The sequence below is a fragment of the Nocardioides sp. PD653-B2 genome, from assembly GCF_002117935.1.
Taxonomy (GTDB): Bacteria; Actinomycetota; Actinomycetes; order Propionibacteriales; family Nocardioidaceae; genus Nocardioides.
This window is the reverse complement of sequence record NZ_BDJE01000041.1, coordinates 44023-70789: the sequence shown is the minus strand read 5'-3', so window position 1 is coordinate 70789 and position 26767 is coordinate 44023. Positions and strand designations below refer to the sequence as shown.

Annotated in this window: 24 protein-coding genes; 16 read left to right on the top strand and 8 right to left on the bottom strand. The window is 73.7% G+C overall.

The features are described from left to right. The first annotated feature begins 56 nt into the window (after window positions 1-56). From gatC to PD653B2_RS17830, 8 genes are all read left to right on the top strand, one after another. Entirely contained in the window at window positions 57-356 is a 300-nt protein-coding gene (gene gatC, locus PD653B2_RS17865; protein ID WP_085873748.1) for an Asp-tRNA(Asn)/Glu-tRNA(Gln) amidotransferase subunit GatC, read from the top strand. Then, entirely contained in the window at window positions 353-1888 is a 1536-nt protein-coding gene (gene gatA, locus PD653B2_RS17860) for an Asp-tRNA(Asn)/Glu-tRNA(Gln) amidotransferase subunit GatA (RefSeq protein ID WP_085873747.1), read from the top strand. The genes gatC and gatA overlap by 4 nt, the downstream gene beginning before the upstream one ends. After that, window positions 1885-3378 (top strand): Asp-tRNA(Asn)/Glu-tRNA(Gln) amidotransferase subunit GatB, encoded by a 1494-nt coding sequence (gene gatB / locus PD653B2_RS17855; RefSeq protein WP_085873746.1) that lies wholly within the window; start codon window positions 1885-1887, stop codon window positions 3376-3378. Before gatA ends, gatB begins: the two co-directional genes overlap by 4 nt. 251 nt (window positions 3379-3629) lie before the next feature. Beyond that, on the top strand, window positions 3630-5270 hold the full coding sequence (locus tag PD653B2_RS17850) for a prenyltransferase/squalene oxidase repeat-containing protein (RefSeq protein WP_085873745.1): 1641 nt from the start codon (window positions 3630-3632) through the stop codon (window positions 5268-5270). Between the two features lies 1 nt (window position 5271). After that, window positions 5272-6153 (top strand): hypothetical protein, encoded by an 882-nt coding sequence (locus tag PD653B2_RS17845; RefSeq protein ID WP_085873744.1) that lies wholly within the window; start codon window positions 5272-5274, stop codon window positions 6151-6153. Then, window positions 6150-7274 (top strand): energy-coupling factor transporter transmembrane component T, encoded by a 1125-nt coding sequence (locus PD653B2_RS17840; protein ID WP_089504010.1) that lies wholly within the window; start codon window positions 6150-6152, stop codon window positions 7272-7274. Before PD653B2_RS17845 ends, PD653B2_RS17840 begins: the two co-directional genes overlap by 4 nt. Continuing rightward, a complete protein-coding gene (locus PD653B2_RS17835) occupies window positions 7271-8851 on the top strand; it encodes an ABC transporter ATP-binding protein (RefSeq protein ID WP_085873742.1) in 1581 nt (526 codons plus the stop codon). The genes PD653B2_RS17840 and PD653B2_RS17835 overlap by 4 nt, the downstream gene beginning before the upstream one ends. Next, on the top strand, window positions 8848-9699 hold the full coding sequence (locus tag PD653B2_RS17830) for an ECF transporter S component (protein ID WP_085873741.1): 852 nt from the start codon (window positions 8848-8850) through the stop codon (window positions 9697-9699). Before PD653B2_RS17835 ends, PD653B2_RS17830 begins: the two co-directional genes overlap by 4 nt. Here the strand turns inward: PD653B2_RS17830 and PD653B2_RS17825 are convergent. The 5 genes from PD653B2_RS17825 to PD653B2_RS17805 all read right to left on the bottom strand — a co-directional run bounded on the left by PD653B2_RS17825 (window position 9623) and on the right by PD653B2_RS17805 (window position 13418). Beyond that, window positions 9623-10003, bottom strand: a complete 381-nt coding sequence (locus PD653B2_RS17825) for a hypothetical protein (protein WP_133058861.1) — start codon at window positions 10001-10003, stop codon at window positions 9623-9625. The genes PD653B2_RS17830 and PD653B2_RS17825 overlap by 77 nt on opposite strands. A gap of 37 nt (window positions 10004-10040) precedes the next feature. Continuing rightward, a complete protein-coding gene (locus PD653B2_RS17820; protein WP_085873739.1) occupies window positions 10041-11219 on the bottom strand; it encodes a PQQ-dependent sugar dehydrogenase in 1179 nt (392 codons plus the stop codon). A 1-nt stretch (window position 11220) separates the two neighbouring features. Next, window positions 11221-12135: an alpha/beta fold hydrolase gene (locus PD653B2_RS17815; RefSeq protein ID WP_085873738.1), complete on the bottom strand. Its 915-nt coding sequence runs from the start codon at window positions 12133-12135 to the stop codon at window positions 11221-11223. A gap of 93 nt (window positions 12136-12228) precedes the next feature. Further along, window positions 12229-12480 (bottom strand): hypothetical protein, encoded by a 252-nt coding sequence (locus PD653B2_RS17810; RefSeq protein WP_133058860.1) that lies wholly within the window; start codon window positions 12478-12480, stop codon window positions 12229-12231. A 62-nt stretch (window positions 12481-12542) separates the two neighbouring features. Continuing rightward, window positions 12543-13418, bottom strand: a complete 876-nt coding sequence (locus PD653B2_RS17805; protein WP_085873736.1) for an EamA family transporter — start codon at window positions 13416-13418, stop codon at window positions 12543-12545. Window positions 13419-13486: 68 nt separating this feature from the next. Here PD653B2_RS17805 and PD653B2_RS17800 point away from each other — a divergent pair, with 68 nt between their 5' ends. The 4 genes from PD653B2_RS17800 to PD653B2_RS17785 are packed head-to-tail and all read left to right on the top strand — an operon-like array spanning window position 13487 to window position 17815. Next, window positions 13487-14590 (top strand): WD40/YVTN/BNR-like repeat-containing protein, encoded by a 1104-nt coding sequence (locus PD653B2_RS17800; protein ID WP_085873777.1) that lies wholly within the window; start codon window positions 13487-13489, stop codon window positions 14588-14590. Then, entirely contained in the window at window positions 14587-15054 is a 468-nt protein-coding gene (locus tag PD653B2_RS17795; protein WP_085873735.1) for an SRPBCC family protein, read from the top strand. The genes PD653B2_RS17800 and PD653B2_RS17795 overlap by 4 nt, the downstream gene beginning before the upstream one ends. A 60-nt stretch (window positions 15055-15114) precedes the next feature. Then, complete coding sequence (ilvD, locus tag PD653B2_RS17790; RefSeq protein WP_085873734.1) at window positions 15115-16797, top strand: dihydroxy-acid dehydratase; 1683 nt, start codon at window positions 15115-15117, stop codon at window positions 16795-16797. Between the two features lies 1 nt (window position 16798). Then, a complete protein-coding gene (locus PD653B2_RS17785; protein ID WP_085873733.1) occupies window positions 16799-17815 on the top strand; it encodes a hypothetical protein in 1017 nt (338 codons plus the stop codon). Here the strand turns inward: PD653B2_RS17785 and PD653B2_RS17780 are convergent. Further along, window positions 17802-18695 carry an aldose 1-epimerase family protein gene (locus PD653B2_RS17780; RefSeq protein ID WP_165763529.1) on the bottom strand — a complete coding sequence of 298 codons (894 nt, stop codon included), beginning with the start codon at window positions 18693-18695 and terminating at the stop codon, window positions 17802-17804. The genes PD653B2_RS17785 and PD653B2_RS17780 overlap by 14 nt on opposite strands. Window positions 18696-18731: 36 nt before the next feature. Here PD653B2_RS17780 and xylB point away from each other — a divergent pair, with 36 nt between their 5' ends. From xylB to PD653B2_RS17760, 4 genes are read left to right on the top strand one after another with little or no spacing between them, the layout of a single operon-like run. Then, a complete protein-coding gene (gene xylB, locus PD653B2_RS17775) occupies window positions 18732-20129 on the top strand; it encodes a xylulokinase (protein WP_085873731.1) in 1398 nt (465 codons plus the stop codon). A 46-nt stretch (window positions 20130-20175) separates the two neighbouring features. Beyond that, entirely contained in the window at window positions 20176-21813 is a 1638-nt protein-coding gene (locus PD653B2_RS17770; protein WP_085873730.1) for a cadherin repeat domain-containing protein, read from the top strand. 30 nt (window positions 21814-21843) lie between these two features. Then, window positions 21844-23046: a kynureninase gene (locus tag PD653B2_RS17765; RefSeq protein WP_085873729.1), complete on the top strand. Its 1203-nt coding sequence runs from the start codon at window positions 21844-21846 to the stop codon at window positions 23044-23046. A gap of 3 nt (window positions 23047-23049) precedes the next feature. Beyond that, a complete protein-coding gene (locus PD653B2_RS17760) occupies window positions 23050-24063 on the top strand; it encodes a S66 family peptidase (protein ID WP_085873728.1) in 1014 nt (337 codons plus the stop codon). Between the two features lie 17 nt (window positions 24064-24080). Here PD653B2_RS17760 and PD653B2_RS17755 read toward each other — a convergent pair whose 3' ends face one another. Continuing rightward, window positions 24081-24731, bottom strand: a complete 651-nt coding sequence (locus PD653B2_RS17755) for a response regulator transcription factor (protein WP_085873776.1) — start codon at window positions 24729-24731, stop codon at window positions 24081-24083. Continuing rightward, complete coding sequence (locus PD653B2_RS17750; RefSeq protein WP_085873727.1) at window positions 24724-26736, bottom strand: sensor histidine kinase; 2013 nt, start codon at window positions 26734-26736, stop codon at window positions 24724-24726. Before PD653B2_RS17750 ends, PD653B2_RS17755 begins: the two co-directional genes overlap by 8 nt. Between the last annotated feature and the right edge of the window lie 31 nt (window positions 26737-26767).

Genomic DNA, 26767 nt, shown 5'->3' with positions numbered 1-26767 from the left:
GGTAGATGCGGTGACCGGCGGATCGGTTGGGCCGCCGCTCTCCTAGGATTGACCCCATGCCTGACATCACGCGCGACGAGGTCGCGCACCTGGCGGACCTCGCCCGGATCGATCTCGACGACGCCGAGCTCGACCACCTGGCCCCCCAGCTCTCGGTGATCCTCGAGTCCGTCGCCTCCATCAGCGCGGTCGCGAGCGACGACATCCCGCCGACCTCGCACGCCCTGCCGCTCACCAACGTCTTCCGCGACGATGTCGTGGTGCCGTGCCTGACCCCGGAGCAGGCCCTGTCCGGCGCCCCCGCGGTCGAGCAGCAGCGCTTCGCGGTCCCGCGGATCCTGGGGGACGAGCAGTGAGCTGGATCAGGAAGACCGCAGCCGAGCTGGCCGACGCCCTCGCCGCGGGCGAGGTGACGTCGGTCGAGCTGACCCAGGCGCACCTCGACCGGATCGCCGCGGTCGACGGCGCCGTGCACGCCTTCCTCCACGTCGACGCCGAGGGCGCGCTCGCCCAGGCCGCCGCCTCCGACGCCCGCCGCGCTGCCGGGGCGCCTGCCTCCGCGCTCGACGGCGTGCCGATCGCGGTCAAGGACGTGATGGTGACCGAGGGGCTGCCGACGACCTGCGGCTCCAAGATCCTCGAGGGCTGGATCCCCCCGTACGACGCCACCGTCGTCACCCGGCTGCGCGAGGCCGGCCTGCCGATCCTCGGCAAGACCAACATGGACGAGTTCGCGATGGGCTCCTCGACGGAGCACTCGGCGTACGGCGCCACCCACAACCCCTGGGACCTCGACCGGATCCCCGGCGGCTCCGGCGGAGGCTCGGCCGCCGCGGTCGCCGCCTTCGAGGCGCCGCTCGCGATCGGCACCGACACCGGCGGCTCGATCCGCCAGCCCGGCGCCGTGACCGGCACGGTCGGCGTGAAGCCGACGTACGGCGGCGTCTCGCGCTACGGCCTCGTCGCGCTGGCCAGCTCGCTCGACCAGGCCGGCCCGGTGACCCGCACGGTCCTCGACTCGGCGCTGCTGCACGAGATCATCGGCGGCCACGACCCCAAGGACTCCACGAGCGTCGACCAGCCGCTGCCCGCCCTGGTCGAGGCGGCCCGGCTGGGCGCCGGCGGCGACCTGTCCGGCCTGCGGGTCGGCGTCATCACCGAGCTGAGTCGCCACGAAGGGGGGCAGGGCGGCTGGCAGCCGGGCGTGATGACCCGTTTCCAGGAGTCGGTCGACCTGCTGGTCAAGGCCGGCGCCGAGGTCGTCGAGGTGTCCTGCCCGCACTTCGTGCACGCCCTCGCGGCGTACTACCTGATCCTCCCGGCGGAGGCGTCGAGCAACCTCGCGAAGTTCGACGCCATGCGCTACGGCCTGCGCGTCGTGCCCGAGGGCATCGACAACCCCAGCGCCGAGGACGTGATGCGCGCGACCCGCGACGCCGGCTTCGGCGACGAGGTCAAGCGCCGGATCATCCTCGGCACCTACGCGCTGTCGAGCGGCTACTACGACGCCTACTACGGCCAGGCCCAGAAGGTCCGCACGCTGATCTCGCGGGACTTCGAGGCAGCGTTCGAGAAGGCCGACGTGCTGGTCTCCCCGACGGCGCCGACCACGGCGTTCAAGCTCGGCGAGAAGCTCGACGACCCGATCGCGATGTACCTCAACGACCTCGCGACCATCCCGGCCAACCTCGCCGGCGTCCCCGGCATCTCGGTGCCGAGCGGCCTCGCCGACGAGGACGGCCTGCCCGCCGGCATCCAGATCCTGGCGCCGGCGCTCGCCGACGACCGCCTCTACCGGGTCGGTGCGGCCCTCGAGGCCGCGCTGCTCGAGCAGTGGGGCGGCCCGCTGCTGGACAAGGCCCCGACCCTCGAAGGAGGAGCTCGATGACCGACACGCTGGTGGCCTTCGACGACGTGCTCGCGTCGTACGACCCGGCGCTGGGCCTCGAGGTCCACGTCGAGCTCAACACCAACACCAAGATGTTCTGCGGCTGTCCGGCCGTCTTCGGTGGCGAGCCCAACACCCAGGTCTGCCCGACCTGCCTGGGTCTGCCCGGCGCGATGCCGGTCGTCAACGCCAAGGCGATCGAGTCGGCCATCCGCATCGGCCTGGCGCTCAACTGCGAGATCGCCGAGTGGTGCCGCTTCGCCCGGAAGAACTACTTCTACCCGGACATGCCGAAGAACTTCCAGACGTCGCAGTACGACGAGCCGATCTGCTTCGAGGGCTTCATGGACGTCGACGTCGACGGCGAGGTGTTCCGCGTCGAGATCGAGCGCGCCCACATGGAGGAGGACACCGGCAAGTCGCTGCACGTCGGCGGTGCGACCGGCCGCATCCACGGCGCCGACTACTCCCTGGTCGACTACAACCGCGCCGGCATCCCGCTGATCGAGATCGTCACCAAGCCGATCCTGGGCGCGGGGGAGAAGGCGCCGGCCGTGGCCCGGGCCTACGTCTCCCAGCTGCGGGACCTGATCGTCGCCCTGGGCGTCTCGGAGGCCCGGATGGACCAGGGCAACCTGCGCGCCGACGTCAACCTCTCGCTGGCGCCGAAGGGCTCCGGGAAGCTCGGGACCCGCACCGAGACCAAGAACGTCAACTCGTTCCGGTCGGTCGAGCGCGCGGTGCGCTACGAGATGCAGCGGCACGCCGCCATCCTCGACGCGGGCGGCTCGATCCTGCAGGAGACGCGCCACTGGCACGAGGACACCGGCGTCACCACGAGCGGGCGCGAGAAGTCCGACGCCGACGACTACCGCTACTTCCCGGAGCCCGACCTGGTGCCGGTGGCCCCGAGCCGGGAGTGGGTCGACGAGCTGCGCGGGACGCTGCCGGAGAACCCGCTGCTCAAGCGGGCCCGGCTCCAGGCCGACTGGGGCTACACCGACCTCGAGATGCGCGACGTCGTCGCCTCGGGGGTGGTCGGGCTGATCGAGGAGACCGTCGCGGCCGGGGCGTCGCCGCAGTCGGCCCGCAAGTGGTGGCTCTCCGAGCTCGGCCGTCGGGCGAACGACGCCGGGCTGGACATCACCGACCTCCAGGTCACCCCCGTCGAGGTCGCGACCGTGCAGGCGCTGGTCGACAACGGGTCGCTCAACGACAAGCTGGCCCGCCAGGTCTTCGACGGCCTGCTCGCCGGTGAGGGCACCCCTGCTGAGATCGTGGCCGCCCGGGGGCTCGCGGTCGTGTCCGACGAGGGCGCGCTGAGCGCCGCCGTCGACGCGGCCATCGCGGCCAACCCGGACGTCGCGGACAAGATCCGCGACGGCAAGGTCGCCGCCGCCGGCGCCCTGATCGGCGCGGTCATGAAGGAGATGCGCGGCCAGGCCGACGCCGGCCGGGTGCGGGAGCTGGTGCTGGAGAAGTTGAGCTAGTCCGAGAAGGACCCCGAGCCCGCCGGGGGATATGCTGCGCGGGCACAAGTCACCACGCCCGCAGCGGGGGAAGCCGGTCAGATCCCGGCGCTGACCCGCAACCGTAGGCCGTCCGACCCTCCCAGGGTCGGGGGCGAGCCGGAGCACCCGATGCGACGCGTCCTGATCACACGCTGTCGAGGAAAGCAGCGGGTGGCGAACCCGGGGATCCGCCCCAGGCGCTCCCGCTGAGCAGCGGGAAGGAACCACCCATGCGCAGCACCGCGCGCCGCGTCGCCGCCGTTCTGGCCGCTCCGGCTCTCACTCTCTCCGTCCTGGCGGCCACGTCGTCCCCGGCATCCGCCGCGGTCGACCCCGGGCCGGCGACCGCCGCCGGGACCTGGCTCGTCGGCCAGCTCGACGACGGCCTCCTGCTGAGCCCCTACGTCGACTCCGAGGGCAACCCCTACCCCGACTTCGGCGCCTCGATCGACGCGGCTCTGTCGCTGCACGAGGTCGGTGCTCCGGCGCCGGTGGTCGGCGGCATCAGTGACGCGGTCGCCGCCCGCGTCGACGAGTACGTCACCGGCGACGCCGCCGGTGACCCGGACAGCACGTACGCCGGCGCCACTGCGAAGGCCGCCGTGCTCGCCCAGACCGCGGGCGACGACCCGACCAGCTTCGGCGGCGTCGACCTGATCCAGTCGCTCGAGGGAGTCGTCGACACCGAGGGTGCGACCAACGGCCGGATCGTGGACGTCTCGACGTTCGGCGACTACGCCAACACGCTGGGCCAGTCCTTCGCCGCGCAGGCGCTCGACACCGCGGGCAGCGACCTCGCAGACCCGGTCACCGACTTCCTCCTCGACCAGCAGTGCGCGGCCGGCTTCTTCCGCCAGTCCTTCGCCGCGATCGACGCCGCCGACCAGACCTGCGACGGCAGCGGCGGCCAGCCCGACGTCGACGCGACGTCGCTGGCGGTCCAGTCGCTCCGGTCGCAGCTCGACGACACCGACGTCGCCGGCCACGTGGCCGACGCCGTCGCCTGGCTGAAGACGGCCCAGAACGCCAACGGCTCCTTCGGTGCCGACGCCTCCCTGCCGAACGCGAACGCCAACAGCACCGGCCTCGCGGGCTACGCGCTCTTCCTGTCCGGCGAGACCGAGGCCGCGCAGCGCGCCGCCGCGTGGCTGCGGGCCCACCAGGCCACCAACGTCGCCCACTGCGTCTACTACGACGCGGCCGACACCGGCTCGCTCGCTTACGACAACGCGTCCTTGAAGGCGGCCCAGGCCGGTCCGATGGACGACCAGCTCCGCTACACCGCACAGCGGGCCACGGCCCAGGCCCTGCCGGCGCTCCGCGCCGCGCAGACCGGACCGGGCGACCCGCAGGCCCTGTTCGCCGCGGAGTACGTGAAGGCCGGTGGCAAGAAGCCGGTCGGCGTGGTCCAGGCGGCCCCGGGCGAGGCGCTCTGCGCGATGCTCGGCGAGCAGTCGGTCCTCGGCTACGCCAACGCCGCGGGCGAGGGCCACCTGCCCGTCCTGATCCCGACCAAGACCGGCACCAGCAGGGTCGAGGTCGCCAACGCCGACCGCACGTTCGGCACCGCCGAGATCCACGCCCTCGGCGCGAAGAAGGTGCGGTTCGCGCTCGAGAAGACGGTCGCCGCGGGCAAGAAGCAGCTCGTCGCCGTCCGCGGTCTCGCCCCGGGCGAGTCGCTGAGCATCGTGGTCCACTGGCCGAAGTCCGGGTCGAAGCAGACCTCCTTCGTCACCGCTGTCCAGGCCAACGACCAGGGCAGGTTCACGCACTCCTTCAAGGTCCCCCGCCAGCCGGGCAAGGGTCGGGTCGTGGTGACGGGCCAGTTCGGCAACCGCAAGAACAGCAAGTCCTTCACCGTCACCCGCTGACGTGCAACTGATCTCTCGGACCCTCGCGCGTCTCGTCGCCGCGGCCGCCCTGGCCGCGGCGGCGAGCGCCGTCGTCCCCTCAGCACCCGCGTCGGCGGCCACCTGCTCGTCGGCCGACGGCGTGAGCGTCGTCGTCGACTTCCACGAGCTCGGCGGCGGCGTGCGGACGGCGTGCGTGCCGGACGGCGGTGAGCAGCGGGCGAGCAGCCTCTTCCCGGCCGCCGGCTTCCCGCTGACCTACGTGCAGCGCCAGCCGGGGTTCGTCTGCACGGTGTCGGGCGCCCCCGCCGACGACCCGTGCGTCAACACCCCGCCCGCCGACGCCTACTGGGGCCTGTGGTGGTCGGACGGCAGGTCCGGCTCGTGGACCTATGCATCCACCAGCGCAGCCGGACTGACCGTCCCCGACGGCGGGTACGTCGCGTTCTCGTGGAACGGCAGCAGCACCCGGTCGACACCCGGCGCCGCCCCGGCCACGCACCCCACGCAGCCGACCCCGACGACGAGCCCCACCCACGCGACCCCGACCCCGACCGCGCACCCGAGCCACACCGGCGGGGCCGGCCAGCCGCCGACGTCACCGCGGGCGAGCGACGCGACCGACCCCACGGCCTCGGCGACCCTGGACCCGACCGGACCCGGCTCGGCCGAGCCCGGCGGCACGAAGAAGACCCGGTCGGCGTCCCCGCCCCCCGCTGACCCGCCCTCGGCGAGCGAGTCGACCCAGGGCCCCGACGACACCGTGCCCGTCTCGGCCGACCCGGCGGACCCCGGCGGCGGCGGGCTCCCCGCCTGGGTCGCGCCCGTGGTGATCGCCGCGCTCTTCGCGGGCGCCGGCGGCGCTGCCGTCGTACGACGCCGACGCGGGACGCCCGGCCCGTGAGCACGACCGCGCGGCTGCCGCGCGACCTGCATCCCGTGGCCTGGTGGCTGTGGGCGATCGGGCTCGCCGCCGCGGCCTCCTTCACGACGAACCCGCTGGTGCTGCTCCTGCTGATCGGGGTGGCCTGGCTGGTCGTCGTGCTGCGCCGCTCCGACCAGCCGTGGGGCCAGTCGTTCCGGATCTACGTCTGGCTCGGTGTCGCGATCGTGCTGGTCCGGGTCGTCTTCCGGCTCGTGTTCGGCGGCTGGACCGGCGGGCGGGTGCTGCTCGACCTGCCCGCGATCCCGCTCCCGGAGTGGGTCGCCGGCTTCACGCTGCTCGGGCCGGTGTACGCCGAGGCCCTGCTCTTCGCGCTGTACGACGGCCTCCGCCTGGCGACCATCGTGATCTGCATCGGCGCCGCCAACTCGCTGGCCAACCCCAAGCGGCTGCTGCGGTCGGTGCCGCCCGCGCTCTACGAGATCGGCACCGCGCTGGTCGTCGCGGTGACCGTGCTGCCGCAGTTCGCCGACAGCGCCCGCCGCGTCCGCGCCGCCCAGAGCCTGCGGGCGGGGGAGACCGGCCGGGTCGGCAGGCTGCGCCGCTTCCTGGTGCCGGTGCTGGAGGACGCGCTCGAGCGCTCCCTCGCGCTGGCCGCCGGCATGGACACCCGCGGCTACGGCCGTGCCGCCGGGCTCACACGCACCCAGCGGCGCACGACCGGCGCGCTCATGCTGGTCGGGCTCTGCGGGATCTGCGTCGGCACCTACGCCGTCCTCGACACCACCGTCCCGCGCCTGCTGGCGCTGCCGATGCTGGTCGTCGGGGTCGTGGCCGCGGGCGCCGGCCTGCTCAGCGCCGGCCGCCGGGTCGAGCGCACCCGCTACCGTCCGGACCCGTGGCGCTGGCCCGAGCTGGCGGTCGCCGCGTCGGGCGTCGCCGTCGGTGCCGTCGGCTGGTGGATGAACCGGCACCAGATCGACGTCGCCTACCCCGCGCTCACGGCGTTCCCGCCCGTGAGCGCCGCGGCGCTGCTCGGCGCCGCGGTGGGCCTGCTCGGCGCGCTCTGCTCCCCGCCGCCGGCTCGGCCCTTCGCCGTGCCGGTCGCCCCGGCGCGCGCCGTCGAGGAGCTGGTCGCATGATCGAGCTGCGCGGGCTCCGCTTCTCCTACGACGCCGGCCCCCCGGTGCTGGACGGCGTCGACCTCACCGTCGAGGAGGGCGAGCTGGTGCTCGTCTCCGGGCCCACCGGCGTCGGCAAGTCGACGCTGCTCGGGGTCGTCACCGGGCTGGTGCCGCGCTTCAGCGGCGGCACCCTCGACGGCGACGTGCTGCTCGACGGCGTCAGCATCGTGCACGCACCGCCGCGCGAGCGCGCGCACGCGATCGGGTACGTCGGTCAGAACCCGGCAGCGGGCTTCGTCACCGACACGGTCGAGGAGGAGCTCGCCTACGGCATGGAGCAGCTCGGCCTGCCCGGCGACACCATGCGCCGCCGGGTCGAGGAGACCCTCGACCTGCTCGGCATAGCCGACCTCCGCCACCGCGACCTGCGCACCCTGTCCGGCGGTCAGCAGCAGCGGGTCGCGATCGGATCGGTGCTCACCATGCACCCCCGGCTGCTCGTGCTCGACGAGCCCACCTCGGCGCTGGACCCGACGGCCGCCGAGGAGGTGCTCGCCACCCTCACCCGCCTCGTGCACGACCTCGGCGTCTCGGTGCTGCTGGCCGAGCACCGGCTCGAGCGGGTGGTGCCGTTCGCCGACCGGATGTGCCTGCTGACGGGCGCCGGGCGCATGCACGTCGGCGTGCCCGGCGAGCTGCTCGTCGACTCGCCGGTCGCGCCGCCCATCGTCGAGCTCGGCCGCGCGGCCGGCTGGACCCCGCTGCCGCTGAGCGTGCGGGACGCCCGCCGCCGGGCGCGGGAGCTCCTCGACCGGATCGGCACCCCTCCGGTCACGACGGAGTCGGCCGCCGCGGCTGCCGTCGCCGTACGACGCCTCACCGTCGTGCACGGCCAGACCGTCGCGGTGCGCGACGTCGACGTCGAGCTCGGCGCCGGCCGGGTCACCGCGCTGATGGGCCGCAACGGCTCCGGCAAGTCCTCGCTCATCTGGGCGCTCCAGGGGAGCGGTCGCCGACACGGCGGCCAGGTCTCCGTCGGCGGCACCGACCCGGCCGGCCTCGGCGCGGCCGACCGCCGCGCGCTGGTCGGCCTGGTGCCCCAGAACGCCGCCGACCTGCTCTACCTCGAGACCGTCGACGACGAGTGCGTCGCGGCCGACGGCGGCACCGGGGCGTGCCGCGAGATCCTCGACGGCCTGGTGCCCGGCATCGCGGGCGACCAGCACCCCCGCGACCTCTCCGAGGGCCAGCGGCTGGCGCTCGCGCTGTCCCTGGTGCTCGCGTCGCGGCCCGAGGTGCTGCTGCTCGACGAGCCGACCCGCGGGCTCGACTACGCGGCCAAGCACGTGCTCGCCGGGATCCTGCGCGGCCTCGCGGCCGAGGGACATGCGGTCCTGGTCGCCACCCACGACGTGGAGTTCGTCGCCCAGGCGGCCGACGACGTGGTCGTGCTCGCCGAGGGCGAGGTCGTCTCGTCCGGGCCCGTGCGCCGGGTGGTCGCCGAGTCGCCGTCCTTCGCGCCGCAGGTCACCAAGGTCCTCGGGGCGCCGTGGCTGCGCGTCGACGAGGTCGTCGCGGCGTTGAGCGCGTCATGAGGGCAGCGGTCCGGATCGCCCCGCGCTCCGTCGTGGTGCTCGCGGTCGCCTCGTTCGCCGGGCTGATGATGCTCTGCTGGCCGCTCCTCCTCCGGGTGCCCGAGGGCACCCGCGTCGACCCGCCGTTCCTCTTCCTGATGCTGCTGCCGGTCGTGATCGCGGTCGTGCTCGCCGAGCTCAACGAGGGTGGGCTCGACCCGCGGGTGCTGGCGATCCTCGGCGTGCTCAGCGCGGTCAACGCGGTCCTGCGCGGCATCTCCCCGGGCACGGCGGGCGTGGAGCTGACGTTCTTCCTGCTCGTGCTCGCCGGCCGCGTGTTCGGGCCCGGCTTCGGCTTCGTGCTCGGCTGCACCTCGCTGTTCGCCTCGGCGCTGATGACCGCCGGCGTGGGGCCGTGGATGCCCTACCAGATGCTGTGCTTCGCCTGGGTCGGCATGGGCGCCGGGCTGCTGCCGCGCCGGGTGACCGGCAGGCGCGAGATCGCGATGCTCGCGGCGTACGGCGTGGTCGCGGCCTACGCGTTCGGGATCTTGATGAACCTGTCCGGCTGGCCGTTCATCCTCGGCATCCAGGTGCCCGGTCACGAGGGCCCCCTGTCGTACGTCGCGGGCGCGCCGGTCGTCGAGAACCTGAAGACGTTCGCGGTCTACACGCTGCTGACGTCGACCGGCAGCTGGGACACCGTCCGGGCGATCACGAACGCGGTCGCGGTCGTCGTGCTCGGCCCGGCGATCCTCACCACGCTGCGGCGCGCGTCGCGGCGCGCCACCGTCACGGGGGTGGTGGTCCCCACGCGGTCGTCCGCACCGGCGAGCCCCGACGCCGGAGCTCCTCGACCGCGGCGCTGAGCCCGTCGGCGGCACGCGTGCGGCCACCGCGCTCGCCGGCACCCTTCGCGACGCGCACGAGCACGTCGGCTCCGGTCGCGCGCACCTCCAGGTCGGTGGTGCCGCCCTCGAGCATGATCCGGTCGAGCCAGGCGACCCGGCGCGCGCGGAAGCCGTGCTCGTCGCGCTCCGTGACCCGGTAGCCGGCCGCGTCGAGGCACTCCAGGAGGACCTGGAGGGTCGTCCCCGGGGGTGCGCCGACGCGCATCGTCAGCTGCGGGCGCCAGATGTCGGTCGGCCACCCGGACACCTCCCCACGGCTCACGCGAGATCGCCCCCTCGGGGCGTCGCGAAGCGGACCATCAGGGATTGACGAGCAGGATGCGGTCGTCGCCGTCGCGCGGCTGACCGCGTCCGTCGCGGTTGCTGGTCGCCACCCAGAGCTTGCCCTCGGGGGTCGCCACGACCGTGCGCAGCCGGCCGTAGGCGCCGACGAAGAAGTCGGTCGGCTTGCTGGCCCGGCCGTCCGCCACGGAGACCCGCCAGAGCCGCTCGCCGCGCAGCGAGGCGAGCCAGAGGTGCCCGTCGAGCCAGGCGAGGCCCGACGGCGAGTTCTGGTCCGTCGACCACACGACCTGCGGGTCGGCGTAGCCCTTCTGGCCGCCCCGGCCCTCGATCATCGGCCAGCCGTAGTTCTTGCCGGGCTCGATCAGGTTGAGCTCGTCGTAGGTCTGGTCGCCGAACTCGGAGGCCCAGAGCCGGTCCTGGTCGTCGAAGGCCAGGCCCTGGACGTTGCGGTGGCCGAAGGACCAGATCTCCGAGCCCCGGAACGGGTTGCCGGGCGCCGGGTCGCCGTCGGTGGTGATCCGCAGGATCTTGCCGGCGAGCGTGCTCCTGTCCTGGGCCAGCTCGCCGTCACCGGTCTCGCCGGTCGAGGCGTAGAGGTAGCCGTCAGGCCCGAACGCGAGCCTGCCGCCGTCGTGGATCACCCCGTTCGGGATCCCGTCGAGGATGACCTGCGGCGTGCCCAGCCTGCCCTTCTCGAGCGTCGCCTTCACGATCCGGTTGTCGGCTGCGGTGCTGAGGTAGAAGTACAGCATCCGGTCGGTGGCGAAGTCGGGCGAGACCGCGACGCCGAGCAGTCCCGCCTCGCCCCCCGACTCCACCGCGGAGACGGCCGCACTGATCAGCCCGACCTGCTTCACGTCGTACGACGGAGCCTGCAGCAGCAGCACCCGGCGGGTGTCGCGCTCGGTGACGATCGCGTCGCCGTTCGGCAGGAAGCCGATGCCCCACGGCGCGGCCAGCCCGGTGGCGACGGTCGCGAGGACCTTCACCGGACCCGGGTCGGCGGACGGGGTCGAGGTGTCGGCGGGGGACGACCCCGATCCGGTCGGCTCGGTCGCCTCCGTCGTCGGTGCGGAGCCGCCCGGGGTGGCGGTGATCGTGGTGTTGGGCGTGTCCTCGGCGTCGTCGCTGCAGGCGGTCAGGAGCACCGCGGCCAGCGCGGTGAGGCTGGCGAGGGCGGTGGTCCGGCGCATGTCACCCGACCCTACGCAAGAACTCCAACAAGAGGTCGTGCACCCGGCCGGGCTGCTCCATCTGGAGGAAGTGCGTGCCGCGGAGCTCGGTGTACGTCGCGCCCTCGATCCGCTCGGCCGCGCTGGCCATCGCCCGGGCTCCGGCCAGCAGGTCGAAGGTGCCGGCGACGAACGCGGCCGGGACCGTGATCCGGCTCAGCGAGACGCGCGGGTGCTGCGACGTGTGCAGCGCGAGGTGGCCGTACCACTCCACCGGGATCGCGAGCAGCGCCGCCACCGCACGCGCGGTCAGCTCGGGGTCGGCGACCGGGAGCATGAAGCCGCTGTGGCTGAGCACGCCGATGGTGCGCCTGCCGACCGGGAGCCGGCTGGCGATCGGGGTCAGCGCGCGGCCGCCGTACTTGAGGAGCCGGGAGCTGTTGACGGCGATGGCCTTGACGGCGAGCTGGGGGAGCCGCAGCGGGCCGAGCATGGTGGCGAACGTGTCGCCCGGGACGCCGGCGACCGCGAAGAGGCCGGTGACCCGCTCGGGGTGGAGCACGGCCAGCTCGTACATCGTGTTCACACCCATCGACCAGCCGACCAGGACCGCCCGGTCGACGCCGAAGTGGTCCATGACCGAGAGGGCGTCCTCGGCGAACTCCTCGATGCCCACCCGGTCGCGGTCGGCGGGCCGGTCGGAGCCTCCGGTGCCGCGGTGGTTCCAGGAGACGACCCGGACGCCGCAGTCGGGATCGAGGAACGCCGGCCAGGTCCACGGGCTGGTGCCGAGCCCGTTGCAGAGCACGACGGTGGGGCCGTCGACGAGCCCGTCCGGGTCGTTGGTCCAGGCGCGCAGGCGGGTGCCGTCGTCGGAGAGCACCTCGTCGTACGCCAGCGTGGCGACCGGTCGGATCTGCGCGGGGGAGGCGGACATGCGCTCGATTGTGCCCCGAACCCCGACCTGGATGGTGGAGGTGTGGCTGAGTCCACCGGACGGCCAGGGAGAGGCAAGGCCGGTCCGGTGAACTCAGCCGTGCGCAGCGTGAGCTGCCACCTCCGGCACCGGAGCTCCGCCCAGGGCGGCGAGGAACTCCTCGACGTCGTCGAGCTCAGCACGCCGTTGTGCCAGAGCGGTGGAGGCGATCATGGCGTTGCGGCGAGCTCGCTGCTGCGACTCGACCGGCCAACGTTTCACCGCGCCGACCGTCCGGTCGACCAGGTGCGGGGTGTGGAACATGTGGCTCCCCATGAGCTCTCCCGAGAAGTAGGTGTCACCCAACCTAGGAGTGTGCCGATTCGGTCGGGTCAACGCCGTGTGACGGTTGCGTGAACTCCGGGGACTCAGTCCGGCGCGGGCTCGGCGAAGGTCCGGCTGGAGCGGGTCGCGCCGACGGAGGCGATGACGACGCAGACCATCGCGAGCCACTGCTCCCAGGTGAGGAACTCCTGGAGCACGACGATGCCGGCCAGCGCTGCCGCCGCCGGCTCCAGGCTCATCAGGATCGAGAACACCGACGCCTTGATGGAGCGCAGCGCGACCAGCTCGCTGCTGTAGGGGACCACGGAGCTGAGCAGCCCGACGAGGGCGCCGAGGAGCAGGATCCGCGGGTCGAGCAGGTCGCCGCCGCCCTCGCCGATCGCGAACGGCGTGAGCAGCACGGTCGCGACCACGCTCGCGAGGGCGAGCCCGTCGAAGCCGGGCCAGCGCCGGCCGGTCTGCCCGGCCAGGAGGATGTACGACGCCCACATGGCGCCGGCGAGCAGTGCGAAGAGCACGCCCGCCAGGTTGACGTCGCCGCCCCCCTCGAGCCCGAGCACCGCGACGCCGAGCCCGGCGAGCAGCCCCCAGAGGAGGTCGCGCACCCGCCGCGATCCCAGGACCGCCAGGGTCAGCGGCCCGACGAACTCCAGCGTCACCGCGACGCCGAGCGGGATCCGCGCGAAGGCCTGGTAGATCGCCCAGTTCATGGTCCCGAGACAGAGGCCGAAGGCGAGCACGACCAGCCAGTCCGACCGCGAGCGCCCACGCAGCACCGGCCTGGCGACGGCCATGAGCACGACCGCACTGGTCACGAGGCGCAGCCACACGATCGTGGTGGGCGCGATCTCGTCGAAGAGCCCCTTGGCCACGCCGGCGCCGAACTGCACCGACAAGATGCCGACCAGCACCAGCCAGACGGGGGAGACCAGCCGGTGCGATGAGTTCCGGGGGGTCACCTGGTCAATCTAGAAGAACGGCGCGCGGTGGGTGCACAGTGGGCGAGAGCGACGAGCGGAGCACGGAGATGGCTGACAGGACCCTGGTGATGGTCGGGACCCGCAAGGGTCTCTGGATCGGCACGTCGGACGAGGCGCGGGTGGACTGGGAGTTCACCGGACCGCACTTCGACATGGAGGAGGTCTACTCGTGCCTCATCGACACCCGCGGTGACGCACCCCGGCTGCTCGCCGGCGCGTCCTCGAGCTGGCTCGGCCCGCAGGTACGCCGTTCCGACGACCTCGGCGGCACGTGGCAGGAGACCCCGAACGGCGCGATCCGCTTCCCCGACGGCACCGACGCCACGGTCGAGCGGGTGTGGCAGCTGACCCCCGGCAGCGAGCCCGGTGTCGTGTACGCCGGCACCGAGCCCGGTGCGGTCTGGCGCTCCGACGACCGCGGCGAGACCTTCGCGCTCGAGCGGGCGCTGTGGGACCACCCGCACCGGCCGCAGTGGAACGCCGGCTTCGGCGGCCAGGCCTTCCACACCGTGCTGCCGCACCCCACGGACCCGCGCTCGGTCACGGCGGCGCTGAGCACCGGCGGGGTCTACCAGACCAGCGACGGCGGCGCCTCGTGGGCGCCCCGCAACCAGGGCATCCGGGCCGAGTTCCTCCCGGAGGGCCAGCAGTACCCCGAGTTCGGGCAGTGCGTCCACAAGATCACCCGGCACCCGGCCCGCCCGGAGCGGCTCTTCCTGCAGAACCACGGCGGCGTCTACCGCTCCGACGACCACGGCGGCACCTGGACGTCGATCGCCGCCGGACTGCCGGCCGACTTCGGCTTCCCGATCGTCGTCCACCCCCACGACCCCGACACCGTCTACGTCTTCCCGATCAACGGCGGCGACCGGCGCTACCCGCCCGACGCCAAGGCCCGGGTGTGGCGCTCGCGCGACGCCGGCGAGACCTGGACCGAGCTCGGCGACGGACTGCCGGATGGCTTCTACGTCGCCGTCATGCGCGACGCGATGTGCGCCGACGACCACGAGACCGCGGGCCTGTACGTCGGAGCGCGCAACGGCGCGGTCTGGGGCTCGGCCGACGAGGGCGGGACCTGGCGCCAGATCGTCGCCGACCTCCCCGACGTGATGGTGGTGCGTGCGGCGGCACTCCCGGTGGCGACGTCGTGAGCGGCTTCGTGGTCGTCCGCTCGACGACGGTCGCCGCCGACCCCGCGCGCGTGCACGCGCTGGTCGACGACTTCCACCAGTGGCAGGCCTGGTCGCCGTGGGAGGGGCTCGACCCCGACCTGCGGCGCACCTACTCGGGGCCCGCGTCTGGCGTGGGCGCCCGCTACTCCTGGGAGGGCAACCGCAAGGCCGGTGCGGGCAGCATGGAGATCACCGGGTCGACGCCCGGCACGGTCGACATCCGGCTGGCCTTCCTCAAGCCCTTCGAGAACACCAACCGGGTGACCTTCACCCTGACGCCGACCCCGGTCGACGGTGCGCCGGGCACGACGGTCGAGTGGCGGATGAGCGGTGAGCGGACGGGCTTCTGGGGCCTGGTCGGCCGGGTGCTCCCGATGGACCGCCTGATCGGCAAGGACTTCGAGAAGGGCCTCGCCCGCCTGAAGGCCGCCGCCGAGGCCTGAGGCTTCTCGGTGGTCGAGCCTGGTCGAGACCAGGGGCCGCAATCCGAATACCCTGATCGCATGACCGAGCCTGACATCAAGCCCCGCTCCCGCGACGTGACCGACGGTCTGGAGAAGGCCGCGGCCCGCGGCATGTTGCGGGCGGTGGGCATGGGCGACGACGACTGGGTCAAGCCGCAGATCGGCGTCGCGTCCAGCTGGAACGAGATCACCCCCTGCAACCTGTCGCTGCAGCGGCTCGCGCAGGCGGTCAAGAACGGCGTGCACGCGGCCGGTGGTTACCCGCTCGAGTTCGGCACCATCTCGGTGTCCGACGGCATCGCGATGGGCCACGAGGGCATGCACTTCTCGCTGGTCTCCCGTGAGGTGATCGCCGACTCGGTCGAGACCGTGATGATGGCCGAACGCCTCGACGGCTCGGTGCTGCTGGCCGGCTGCGACAAGTCGCTGCCCGGCATGATGATGGCCGCCGCGCGCCTCGACCTCTCCAGCGTCTTCCTGTACGCCGGGTCGATCATGCCCGGCCAGGTCGACGGCAACGACGTGACGATCATCGACGCCTTCGAGGCGGTCGGCGCCTGCCTGGCCGGCAAGATCACCCGCGAGGAGGTCGACCGCATCGAGCGGGCGATCTGTCCGGGTGAGGGCGCCTGCGGCGGCATGTACACCGCCAACACGATGGCCGCCGTGGCCGAGGCCATCGGCATGTCGCTGCCCGGGTCGGCCGCGCCGCCGGCCGTCGACCGGCGCCGCGACGGGTTCGCGCACCGCTCCGGCGAGGCCGTGGTCAACCTGCTGCGCAAGGGCATCACCGCGCGCCAGATCATGACCAAGGAGGCGTTCGAGAACGCGATCACCGTGGTGATGGCCCTCGGCGGCTCGACCAACGCCGTGCTGCACCTGCTGGCGATGGCGCGCGAGGCCGACGTCGACCTGACGATCGACGACTTCAACCGGGTCGGCGACAAGGTGCCGCACCTCGCCGACCTCAAGCCGTTCGGCCGCTACGTGATGAACGACGTCGACAAGATCGGCGGCATCCCCGTCGTGATGAAGGCGCTGCTCGACGCCGGCCTGATGCACGGCGACTGCCTGACGGTGACCGGCAAGACCATGGCCGAGAACCTCGCCGAGCTCGCCCCGCCGGCGCTCGACGACGACGTGATCCGCAGGCTCGACCGGCCGATCCACGCGACCGGCGGCCTGACGATCCTCAAGGGGTCGCTGGCCCCCGAGGGCGCGGTCGTCAAGACCGCCGGCTTCGACGACTCCGTCTTCACCGGCACCGCCCGGGTCTTCGACGGGGAGCGCGCCGCCATGGACGCCCTCGAGGAGGGCACGATCGCGCCCCGCGACGTCGTCGTGATCCGCTACGAGGGCCCCAAGGGCGGCCCGGGCATGCGCGAGATGCTCGCGATCACCGGCGCCATCAAGGGCGCCGGGCTCGGCAAGGACGTCCTGCTCATCACCGACGGCCGCTTCTCCGGCGGTACGACGGGCCTCTGCGTCGGCCACATCGCGCCCGAGGCCGTCGACGCCGGCCCGATCGCGTTCGTGCGCGACGGCGACACCATCACGCTCGACGTCGCCAACCGGCTGCTCGAGATCGAGGGTGTCGACGACGAGGAGTGGGAGAAGCGGAAGGTCGGCTGGGAGCCGCTCCCGCCGAAGTACACCCGGGGCGTGCTCGGCAAGTACGCCCAGATGGTGCAGTCGGCGGCGCACGGCGCCATCACCGGCTGACGTGTCCACCGGAGGAGAGCCCGACCAGCGCGGACCCGTCCTCTTCCTGGTGTTCCTGCTGCTGGCCGGGTTCCTCCTGATCGCGTGGGGTCTCGGCCGCGACGAGGCGAACGGCGAGCCCGTACCCCCCTCGGTCGAGCGGGGAGGGGCGCCGCCGCCGACCGAGGTCGAGACGCCCGCGGACGACGCGTCCGCACCCGCGCCGACCACGCGGCCGACCGACCCGCGGCCGGCGACCCTGCCCGACGGCGGCACCCGGGTCTTCGGCGGCCACCACGTCCTCGTGGCCTACTACGGCACCGCGCAGACGGGCGCGATGGGCGTCCTCGGCGAGACCGACCCGGACACGATGGACGCGCGCCTGCACCGGGCGGCCGCACCCTTCCGCCGTCCCGGGCAGCCGGTCCGCCACGTCTACGAGCTGATCGTCACCATCGCCGACGCGAGCGCCGGGCCCGACGGCGACTACAGCCACGACATCCCGCGCGCGGAGGTCGAGCGCTACGTCCGGGCCGCGCACCGCAACCACGCGCTGCTCCTGCTCGACATCCAGCCCGGGCGCTCGCCGTTCCCCGACGTCGTGAAGCGCTGGGCGTGGGCGCTGCGGGACCCGTGGGTCGGGCTGGCGCTCGACCCCGAGTGGCGGATGGGCCCGCACCAGGTCCCGGCCCACACCGTGGGCCAGGTGAGCGCCCGCGAGGTCAACCGCACCTCGTGGTGGCTGGCCCGGCTCACCCGTGCGCAGGGGCTGCCCGAGAAGCTCTTCGTGCTGCACCAGTTCCGCACCGACATGGTCGCGCGCATCGCGCAGGTCAAGAGCCGCCCCGGGCTGGCGATGGTGCAGCACGTCGACGGGTTCGGCACCCCGAGGCAGAAGCTCGCGACCTACCACGCCGTCGCCCGGCCGCGGCAGTTCACGATGGGCTTCAAGCTCTTCTACGACGAGGACGTCCACCGGATGGGCGCGCCCCAGGTGCGCGCCGTGCGCCCGACCGTGCGGTTCGTCAGCTTCCAGTAGCGGCGACCGTGAACGACACCTCATGGGTCTCGCCGGGCTGGAGCACGAGCAGGTCGACCCCGGTGCGGAACGCGTCCGGCGGACACGTCATCGGCTCGATCGCGAGCGCCTGACGGGGCGGGTCGTGCGGGTCGCAGCTGAAGAGGTGCACCCAGTCGAAGCCGTCGCCGAGCGTGAGCTCGATCCCGCGCCCGGACTGCGGGTCGACGACCGAGACGACGCTGTCGGTGAGCCCGCCGAGCGGGTGGTCGAGGACGGTGTCGCCGACCGCCCGCGGCGTGCGGAAGTCGTACGGCGTGCCGGCGACCGGCTCGGCGGCGCTGGGGAGACCGCGGTCGTCCATCGGGCAGTACGTCGTGGCCGGCACGGTCAGCACCAGGTCGTCGACCGGGCGGCCCAGGGTGAAGTAGGGGTGGTGGCCGGTGCCGTACGGCGCCGGCCCGTCGCCGACGTTGTGGGCAGCCAGGGTGACCCGGAGCCCGTCCGGGCCGAGCTCGTAGGTGACGGTGAGGTCGAGGGAGAACGGGTAGCCGGTCTGGGGTGGCATCTCGTAGCGCAGCGTCGTCCGCGACTCGTCGTACGACGCCACCGTCCAGGGGACGAAGCCGACCAGGCCGTGCAGGGCGTTGCCGCGGGCCACCTCGCTGAGAGGGAGCTGCAGCGACGCGCCCGCGAACTCGTAGGCGCCATCGCCGACCCGGTTGGGCCACGGCATCAGCACCCAGCCGCGGAACTGGGGGCACATCGTGCCGGCCGGGTAGCCCGCGACGAGGTCCACGCCGTCGTGGGTCAGGGTCCGCAGGCCGGCACCGACGGTCACCACCTCCGCGCGGTAGGTGTCGTGGGAGAGCAGCAATGTCTGTCCGGCAGGGTCGCGCACGCGCACACACTGACACAAAGTCGGTAGCCTCTGCGCGTGCCTCTCGTTGCCGGCGTCGACTCCTCGACGCAGTCCTGCAAGGTCGTCGTCTGTGACGCGGAGAGTGGTGAGCTGCTCCGCAGCGGCCACGCCCGCCACCCCGAGGGCACCGAGGTGCACCCCGACGCGTGGTGGGAGGCGCTGCAGGAGGCGATCGCCGCGGCCGGCGGTCTCGACGACGTCGAGGCGGTGGCCGTGGGCGGCCAGCAGCACGGGATGGTCTGCCTCGACGAGTCCGGCTCCGTCGTGCGACCTGCCCTGCTGTGGAACGACACCCGCTCGGCCCAGGCCGCGCTCGACCTGACCGCCGAGCTCGGCGGTCCCTCAGCCTGGGTCGACGCCGTCGGCCTGGTGCCGGTCGCGTCGTTCACGGTCACCAAGCTGCGCTGGCTGCGCGACCACGAGCCCGAGAACGCCGCCCGGACGGCTGCGGTCTGCCTGCCGCACGACTGGCTCACCTGGAAGCTCTCCGGCTCGACGTCCCTCGACGACCTGGTCACCGACCGCGGCGACGCGAGCGGCACGGGCTACTGGTCGCCCGCGACGGGGGAGTACCGCCGCGACCTGCTCGAGCTCGGCCTCGGCCACGACGCGATCCTGCCGCGGGTGCTCGGCCCGGCCGAGGTCGCCGGCCGGCTGCCGAGTGGTGCCCTGCTCGGCCCGGGCACCGGCGACAACGCGGCGGCTGCGCTCGGCCTCGGAGCGGTGGCCGGCGACGTCGTCCTCTCGATCGGCACGTCGGGCGTCGCGTGCGCCGTGGCCGACCGCCCGGTCGGTGACGTGTCGGGTGCGGTGGCCGGCTTCGCCGACGCGACCGGTCGCTTCCTGCCGCTGGTCGCGACCCTCAACGCCGCGCGCGTCCTCGACGCCGCCGCGCGGATGCTCGGCGTCGACCACGCCGGGCTCTCCGAGCTTGCGTTGGAGGCGCCCGCCGGCGCCGGGGGCCTGGTCCTGGTGCCCTACCTCGAGGGCGAGCGCACCCCCAACAAGCCCGACGCCACGGGCGCGATCCACGGGCTCCGGCTCGAGACCGCGAACCCGTCCTACCTCGCGCGCGCCGCCGTCGAAGGGATGCTCTGCGGTCTCGCCGACGCCGTCGACGCGGTGCGCGCCCTCGGCACCCCGGTCGAGCGGATCATCATGGTCGGCGGCGCGGCCCGCTCGCGTGCGGTGCAGGAGGTCGCCTCGGCGGTGCTCGGCCTGCCCGTGACGCTGCCGCAGCCGGGGGAGTACGTCGCCCGGGGCGCCGCGCGCCAGGCCGCCTGGGTGCTGGCCGGCGGCGCCGACCCGCCGCCGTGGCCGCTGAGCGACGTGGTGTCGACGGAGGTCGGGCCGACGCCCGCCGTCCGCGACCGGTACGCCGCGGTGCGCGACCTGACCGCGCCGCGACCCTGATCCTCAAAACGGACACGCGGCGACCGAGAATCTGACACGCTGCGGCGTGCGCACTCTCACCTCTGCCCTCGTCACCTCGCTCGTCGCTGCCGGACTGCTGGTCGGGGGTGCTCCGAGCCAGGCCGCGGTCGCCGAGCGACCCGGGCCGATGCGGCTGAGCTCCACGAGCGTGCCGGAGGACGCCGGTGTCGGCACCTCGATCGGCCGGCTCTCCGCGGGCCGCACCGAGTCGACGTTCCGCCTCGTGCCGGGCGCGGGCTCCCGCGACAACGCTCTCGTCGAGATCCGGGAGCGTCGGCTGACGGTGGCCGGGCCGCTGGACTTCGAGACCGCGCCCCAGCTGCGGATCCGGGTGCAGGCCACCAGCCCCGACGGCAAGCACCGGGTGGCCCGCTTCACGGTCCCGGTGCGCGACGTCGTCGACCAGCCGCCGACGGACATCACGCTGACCGGCGGCTCGGTCGCCGAGAACCTGCCCGCCGGCACCCCGGTCGGCACGCTCGGGACCGTCGGCGCGGACGCCACCGGCACGTACGCCGTCGTCGGCGCTCCCGACTTCACGGTCGTCGGCGACCAGCTGCGCACCACCGCACCGCTCGACCACGAGGCCGCGGCGCTGCGCACGGTCCGCGTCCAGGCCACGACGGCTGCCGGCACGGTCGAGAAGGACCTGGACGTCACGGTCACCGACGCCAACGACGCACCGACCGACCTCCAGCTGAGTCCCGCCTCCGTCCCGGAGCTGTCGGCCCCGACCCTGGTCGGCACCCTCGCCGGCACCGACCAGGACCAGCCCGAGACGCTCACCTACGCCCTGGTGGCCGGCGCGGGGGACCGTGACAACGGACTGTTCTCGATCGCCGGAGCCCAGCTGTGGACCGCGAGCCAGCTCGACCACGAGGCCGGCGGCGCCTACAGCGTGCGGGTCCGCGTGACCGACGCGGCCGGCGCGACGTTCGAGAGGTCCCTGACGATCACCGCGACCGACGTCTACGAGGCGCCGTCCGTCAACCAGGCGCCGTACGACCTGCACCTGACCGACGACCACGTGGACGAGAACCAGCCGGCCGGCACCGTCGTCGGCAACGCCGTCGCCACCGACCCCGACGGCGACGCGCTGACCTACGAGCTCGTGGTCCCGGTGCGCTGCCGGGCGGCCGCGCACCGCGGCTGCCGGATGTCGCCCCTCCCCGAGGACCCGTTCGAGGTGTCGGCCGCGGGCGAGGTCACGACCGCCTTCGAGTTCGACCACGAGGACACCCAGACCTGGGCCCTCCGCATCCAGGTCACCGACAGTCGCGGCCTGAGCGTGGAGCAGGACTTCACGGTCACCGTCGACGACGTCAACGAGGCGCCGTTCGGCCTCGCGCTCGACGTCACCTCCCTCCCCGTCGACACGCCGGTGGGCACCGTCGTCGGACACGCGAGCGCCACCGACCACGACGCCGGCGACCAGCTGACCTACACCCTGGTCAGCGGCTGCCCGGTCCGCGCGCGCTGCCGGACGACGACCACGATCGGCGCCTTCTCCATCACCTCGGAGGGTGAGCTCTCGACCGCCACGGCGCTCGACTTCGGCGGGTACTCGGTCAGGATCAGGGTCACCGACCGCGCGGGTCTCAGCCAGACCGAGGTCTTCGGGATCGGCGTGAGCTGCCCGGGGCGCCCCGCGGCGCGCTGCTGATGCCCGGGCCCCTGCGGTAGACATGGGCGCATGAACGCCCTCGATGACGCCGACCCGCTGGCGTCGTACCGCGAACGCTTCGTCGGCGCCTCGTCGCCGCTCGTGTACTTCGACGGCAACTCGCTGGGCCGGCCGCTCTCGGTGACCGGCCCGCGGCTGGCGGCGTTCGTCGAGGAGGAGTGGGGCGGGCGGCTGATCCGCGGCTGGGACGAGCGCTGGATGGAGCTGCCGCACCGGATCGGCGACGAGATCGGCCGGATCGCCGTCGGTGCCGCTCCCGGCCAGACGGCGGTCGGTGACTCGACGACCGTGCTGCTCTACAAGTTGATGCGCGCCGCGGCCGCCGCGCGTCCGGGCCGGACCGAGATCGTCATCGACCGCGACAACTTCCCGACCGACCGCTACGTCGCCGCCGGGGTGGCCCGTGAGTGCGGTCTGACGCTGCGCTGGATCGACGTCGACACCACTGCCGGCGTGACGGCCGCGCTGCTCGAGGAGGCCGTCGGGCCGGCGACCGCCCTGGTCGTGCTCAGCCATGTCGCCTACCGCTCGGCCTGGCTCGCCGACATGGCCGAGCTGACCCGGATCGCCCACGGGGCCGGGGCCCTGGTGCTCTGGGACCTCTGCCACTCGGCGGGGTCGGTGCCGGTCGAGCTGGACGCCTGCGACGTCGACCTGGCCGTCGGGTGCACGTACAAGTACCTCAACGGCGGCCCGGGCTCGCCGGCGTTCGCCTACGTGGCGTCGCGCCACCTGGCGGAGCTGACCCAGCCGATCCAGGGCTGGCTCGGCAGCGTCGACCCGTTCCTGATGGGGCCGAGCTACGCGCCGGCCGAGGGGGTCCGGCGCTTTCTCTCCGGCACCCCGCCGATCGTCGGGATGATCGCGTTGCAGGACATGCTCGCGCTCCTCGACGAGGCCGGGATCGACGCGGTGCGCGCCAAGTCGGTCGCGCTCACGTCGTACGCCGTGGAGGTCGCCGACGAGCTGCTCGCACCGGCGGGCGTCGTGCTGGCGTCGCCGCGCTCTGCCGAGCAGCGAGGTGGGCACGTGACGCTCAACCACCCGCTGATGCGCGAGGTGACCGCGGCCCTGTGGGAGCGCGACGTGATCCCCGACTACCGCGATCCGGGCGGCCTGCGGATCGGGCTGTCGCCGCTGTCGACGTCGTTCGAGGAGGTCCGCCGCGGGCTGGAAATCGTTCGCGAGACGCTCGACGGGCTGACAGCCTGAGGCATGCGCTTCCCACGGCCGCTCGTCCCCGGAGACCGGATCGGCGTGACCGCGCCGTCGAGCGGGGTCCAGCCCGAGATGCGGGCGCGGTTCGAGGTGGCGCTGTCGTCGCTGCGCGACCGCGGCTACGAGCCGGTCGTCGGTGACTGCCTCGGCACGCCGTCGGTGGTGTCCGCGCCCAAGGAGGCGCGGGCGGCCGAGCTGACGGCGATGCTGGTGGACCCGTCGATCCGCGCGGTCGTCCCGCCCTGGGGCGGCGAGCTCGCGATCGACCTCCTCGACCAGCTGGACTGGGACGCGTTGGCCTCCGCCGAGCCGACCTGGTTCGTGGGCTACAGCGACCTGACGACCGTGATGCTGCCGATCACGCTGCGGCTCGGCTGGGCGACCCTGCACGGCAGCAACCTGATGGACACGCCGTACTCGCCCCCGGAGGGGCTGCTGCACTGGACGACCCTGGCCTCGGCTCCCGGCCCGTTCACGCAGTCCAGCCCGGGCCGGTGGCGGTCGACGAGCCGGGACGACTACGTGAGCCGGCCCGCGGTGTCGCGGCTGACCCTCGACGCGGTGGGGTCGTGGCGAGTGCTGGACGGCTCTCCCGTGGATGTCTCGGGCCGGCTGATCGGTGGCTGCATCGAGACCGTCGGGCCGCTCGCGGCCACGCCGTACGGCGACGTGGCGGCCTTCGGCCGGTCGCACGCGCAGGAGGGCCTGGTCGTCTACCTCGAGGCGTGCGAGGACGGCGCCTACACGATCGCGCGGGCCTTGCACTCGCTGCGCTACGCCGGCTGGTTCGAGCACGCGTCGGCGGTGCTCATCGGGCGGACGTCGGCCCCGGCCGTGTCGGACATGACCCAGGCCGAGGCGGTGGCGGACGCCCTCGGCGGCCTCGACGTCCCGGTGGTGCTCGACGTCGAGTGCGGCCACGTCGCGCCGTACCTGCCCCTGGTCAACGGGGCGCTGGCCCATGTCGTGGTCGACGGCGACCGGCGCGAGATCACGCAGACGCTGGCCTGACCGCCCCGGCGGTCAGCTCACGAGGCTCCGAGCCCCTCGTCCCGGGCCCTGATCATCGCCTGCGCCCGGTCGGGCACACCGAGCTTGGTGAGCACGTTCGAGACGTGGTTGCGCACGGTCTTGGGTGACAGCACCATCCGGCGCGCGATGGTCGCGTTGTCGTAGCCCCGCGCCAGCAGGTCGAGCACCTCGCGCTCGCGGTCGGACAGCTCGGGGAAGGGCACCCGCACCGCCGTACGGCCCGACGTCAGCGTCGCCATCGCGCGCGAGGCGACCTGCGGACCGAGGATCGCCTCGCCGTTGGCGACCGCACGGATGCCGCGCTCGACCTCGGTGGGTGACGCGCTCTTGAGCAGGTAGCCGCGGGCGCCGGCGCGCATCGCGGCGACCACCGACTCGTCGTCCTCGTCCATGGTGATCACCAGGACCGCGAGTCCGGGCAGCGCGCGGACCAGGTCGCGGGTCGTCTCGATGCCGGAGTCGGCACCGAGGTGCAGGTCCATGAGGACGACGTCGACGGACGCGTCGATGCGCGCCATCGCCTCGGCGGCGCTCTCGGCCTGGCAGGCGACCTCGATGCCGTCGAGGGAGGCGAGCAGCCCGGCCATCCCCAACCGGAAGACGGGGTGGTCGTCGACGACCGCGACGCGCAGCGTGGGATCAGGCACGGGCAGCTCCCGGGACGGGCAGGACGGCACGGACCTCCGTGCCACCCTCGGGTCGAGGACGGACGTGCAGGCTGCCGTCCTGCTCGGCGGCCCGCTCCCGCATCGAGCGGCTGCCGACGCCCGGCACGGCGTCCGCGTGCACGCCGGTGCCGTCGTCGCCGACGGTCAGCACGAGCCACCCGTCCTCGCGCGCGGCGCGGATCCAGCAGTGCGTCGCTCCCGCGTGGCGCACGACGTTGGTGGTCGCCTCGCTGACGATGCCGTACGCCGCCGCCGCGAGCTGCGGGTCGAGGTCGACGAAGCGGTCGCTGTCGACCGTGACCTCCAGCCCGCTGCCCGCGTAGCGGCCGGCCAGCTCGGTCAGCGCGGCGGCGAGGCCGAGCTCGTCGAGCACCGGTGGCAGCAGGTGGTGGGAGAGGCTGCGGACACCGTTGGTCGCCGCCTCGACCTCGTCCTGCAGGTGGTCGAGCAGGGTCAGCCCGGCCTCCGGGTCGGTGCGCAGCAGGTTGCGGGCGCCCTGGAGGCCGAGCCGGATCCCGGCCAGCGAAGGACCGAGCCCGTCGTGGATCTCGCGCCGGATCACCCGCCGCTCCTCGAGCCGCACCTCCGAGAGCCGGGTGCGCAGGTCGGCCACGTCGGCGGCCGCGCGGGCCACGGCGACGGCGGCGGCGACGACCGACGAGAGGTCGCCGAGCGTCGTCAGGTCGCGCGCGGACAGGGACTCCCCGGGGATCGGCGAGACCTCGAGGACGCCGACCCGCTCGCCCCGGTGCCGGAGGTCGACCCGGGTCGGCGGCTCGGTCGGCTCGCCCCACCCCACCGGGCCGAGGCCTTCGGCGAGGACCGTCACCGACTCGAGGCGCATCGAGCGGCCGATGTCCTCGGTGACGCCGCCGAGCAGCTCCTCGACGGTCGCGCTGCCGACCAGCTGGGAGCCGAGCCGCCGTACGACGCGGCCCGGGTCGGAGGCGTCGCCGTACACGAGCCGGTGCACGCGCCGCGCCAGCACCAGCCGGGCCGGCTGGACGGCCACGGCGACCGCGCCGGCGGCGAGCAGCTGGGGCACGCCGTCGCCGGGCAGGACCTGCGCGAGAAGCAGGGTGGCGACCAGGTAGAGCCCGAGCAGCCCGGTCGCCATCAGGCCGGCCAGCACCGCCCGGCTGACGACCATCCGCAGCCCCCACATCCGGTTGCGGAGCACGGCCACGAGCACCGCGGCCGGGAAGACCGTCTGCGAGGCGAGGTGCAGGATCGGCGTGATCCAGTACGGCAGCCACGTCCACGGCGAGAGGACCGGCACGAACGACACCGACAGGATCGTCGTACCGACCACCAGCCACCCCAGCCCGTTGCGCTCCTCGACCGGCCCGAGCCGGTGCCGCAGCTCGACCGACAGTGCGGTGACGAGCCCCAGACCGATCGCGGTCCAGTAGAGCTCCTCGAGGCCGCTGCCCTCGAGGATCTCGACCGTCGTGATGGTCAGGGTGAGCGCGGAGCCGGCCAGCAGCCCGACCCACTCCAGGCCGAGCGGGTGGTCGCGCACCAGCCACGGGACGACGAGGAAGAGCGCCAGGGTCCCCGGCACCCACGCGGTGTTCTGCAGGAGCGCCACGTGGCTGCTCGGGTCCAGGCCGCCGGGCCGGGCCGACCACAGGTCGTAGGCGTAGCCGAAGGCCGCGAGCCCGCCGCCGACCGCGGCCAGCCCGAGGAGCCACGGCACCGGGTGGGCACGACGGCTCAGGGTGACGGCTGCGACGGTGCCGTACACGCAGGCGACGGCGACGTCGACGACGAAGAACAGGAGGTTCTGGTCGACGGTGGGCCGGGCCAGGACGAGCAGCGCCACCGCGACCACGGCCAGGGCCCAGGCGGCCACGGCGATCGCCGCGGCCGCCCGGGATCGGCCGATGCCGGCACGGGGCCGGTCACGGCGCTCCGGGTCCGCCTGGAGGAGGCCGGCGGGCGCCGGCGGCGGTGGAGCGCCCGGGGCGGTTTCCACACTCATGATGGGCCGAACCCTAGGCTCCGCAGCGGTG

What these genes read in the sequence shown, in the direction of transcription:
- PD653B2_RS17750 (WP_085873727.1), bottom strand. Translation starts at nt 26,736, where the DNA reads ATGAGTGTGGAAACCGCCCCGGGCGCTCCACCGCCGCCGGCGCCCGCC.
- PD653B2_RS17765 (WP_085873729.1), top strand. Translation starts at nt 21,844, where the DNA reads ATGAACGCCCTCGATGACGCCGACCCGCTGGCGTCGTACCGCGAACGC.
- PD653B2_RS17760 (WP_085873728.1), top strand. Translation starts at nt 23,050, where the DNA reads ATGCGCTTCCCACGGCCGCTCGTCCCCGGAGACCGGATCGGCGTGACC.
- PD653B2_RS17800 (WP_085873777.1), top strand. Translation starts at nt 13,487, where the DNA reads ATGGCTGACAGGACCCTGGTGATGGTCGGGACCCGCAAGGGTCTCTGG.
- PD653B2_RS17815 (WP_085873738.1), bottom strand. Translation starts at nt 12,135, where the DNA reads ATGTCCGCCTCCCCCGCGCAGATCCGACCGGTCGCCACGCTGGCGTAC.
- PD653B2_RS17830 (WP_085873741.1), top strand. Translation starts at nt 8,848, where the DNA reads ATGAGGGCAGCGGTCCGGATCGCCCCGCGCTCCGTCGTGGTGCTCGCG.
- gatC (WP_085873748.1), top strand. Translation starts at nt 57, where the DNA reads ATGCCTGACATCACGCGCGACGAGGTCGCGCACCTGGCGGACCTCGCC.
- PD653B2_RS17820 (WP_085873739.1), bottom strand. Translation starts at nt 11,219, where the DNA reads ATGCGCCGGACCACCGCCCTCGCCAGCCTCACCGCGCTGGCCGCGGTG.
- PD653B2_RS17835 (WP_085873742.1), top strand. Translation starts at nt 7,271, where the DNA reads ATGATCGAGCTGCGCGGGCTCCGCTTCTCCTACGACGCCGGCCCCCCG.
- ilvD (WP_085873734.1), top strand. Translation starts at nt 15,115, where the DNA reads ATGACCGAGCCTGACATCAAGCCCCGCTCCCGCGACGTGACCGACGGT.
- PD653B2_RS17850 (WP_085873745.1), top strand. Translation starts at nt 3,630, where the DNA reads ATGCGCAGCACCGCGCGCCGCGTCGCCGCCGTTCTGGCCGCTCCGGCT.
- gatB (WP_085873746.1), top strand. Translation starts at nt 1,885, where the DNA reads ATGACCGACACGCTGGTGGCCTTCGACGACGTGCTCGCGTCGTACGAC.